Raw genomic sequence first — 1,328 nt, forward strand, 5'->3', positions numbered from 1 at the left:
AAGCCGCCGTTCCTGTTCCAGATCCCGCCAGCCGAGGGCCGCAAGGCCGTCGACGAGGTCCAGTCCGGTGAGATCGCCCTGCCCGAGGCCGACGAGGAGTGGGTGACCGTTCCGGGCGGGCCCACCGGCGAGGTCCGCGCCCGGATCGTCCGCCCGTCGGGTAGGGCCGGGACGCCCCTGCCCGTGATCGTCTACATCCACGGCGCGGGCTGGGTGTTCGGCAACGCGCACACCTACGACCGCCCGGTCCGTGAGCTCGCGGTCGGCGCCCGGGCGGCCCTCGTCTTCCCCGAGTACGACCTCTCGCCCGAGCACCGCTACCCGGTGGCGATCGAGCAGAACTGGACCGTGGCCAGGCCGGGCCCGTCGGACGTTCATCGCCGCCAGGCTCCCGCCGCCGCGGCCCGCACGACGTACTCCTCGAAGGTCCGGGGCGCCCGTCCGAGCACGGTGGCGAGGTCATCCGTCGTCGCCGCGATCAGGCCGCGTTCCATCAGCACGAACATCTCGGCGACGTGGTGGGCGTCGTCCTCGCCAAAGCCCTCATCAACCAGTGTCCTGGCGTATTCGTCGGGGGAAATCTGCCGGTAGGTGAGAGACCGCCCGGACGCCCGGGAGATGAGCTCAACGGCCTCACCGAAGGTAAGCGCACGCGGTCCGGTCAGCTCGTAGACCCGTCCGGCGTGCCGACCGGGTTCGGTCAACACCGCGGCCGCGGCGTCGGCGACGTCCTCGATGTCGATGAACGGCTCGGGGACGATGCCGGCTGGGAGCGCCAGCTCCCCGGCGACCAGCGGGGCGTGGAAGAGGTCCTCGTCGAAGTTCTGAGCGAAATTCGACGGTCGCAGGACGGTCCACTCCAGTGCCGAGCGGCGTACGGCGTCCTCGGCCGAACGCATGTCCAGGCCGAAGGCGGAGTCGCCCCAGGTGTCGGCGCCGCGTCCGGAGAGCAGGACCAGCCGCTGCACCCCGGCGGACTCGGCCCGGGCCACGAACTCGTGAACCGGGCCCGGCACGCTTGGGGCCACCACGTAGGCGACGGCGATGCCCCGCAGGGCCGCGTCCCAGCCGCCGGGGTCGGACCAGTCGAAACGGGTCGGGCTCGATCGGGAGGCGGTGCGGACCGGGGCGCCGCGCAGCCTGAGCCGGGCGACGATCCGCCGGCCGGTCTTGCCTGATGCGCCGAGGACGAGAGTGATGCCGTTGCTCATGACGCCAATTGAACACGGCGCGTCTGGGATTGCTCCGCTTTGACGGACATTCGAGATCTGGGGCTCGTCCCCGGGAGGATGTCCAGCATGGAGAGCATGGAGAGCATGGAGAGCATG

At 71.2% G+C, this 1,328-nt stretch carries 1 protein-coding gene and 1 pseudogene; one reads left to right on the top strand and one right to left on the bottom strand.

Annotated features, from left to right (window positions below; all coding sequences use genetic code 11):
• Positions 1–357, top strand: a pseudogene (locus ACFV0Q_RS41695) (alpha/beta hydrolase); the annotation flags it as partial.
• A gap of 17 nt (positions 358–374) precedes the next feature.
• On the opposite strand, the gene ACFV0Q_RS41700 reads toward ACFV0Q_RS41695, so the two are convergent.
• Positions 375–1,211, bottom strand: coding sequence for an NAD(P)H-binding protein (locus tag ACFV0Q_RS41700; protein ID WP_385013336.1), 837 nt, complete (start codon positions 1,209–1,211; stop codon positions 375–377).
• Positions 1,212–1,328 lie beyond the last annotated feature (117 nt).

The organism is Streptomyces sp. NPDC059564 (assembly GCF_042735575.1).
Classification (GTDB): Bacteria; Actinomycetota; Actinomycetes; order Streptomycetales; family Streptomycetaceae; genus Streptomyces.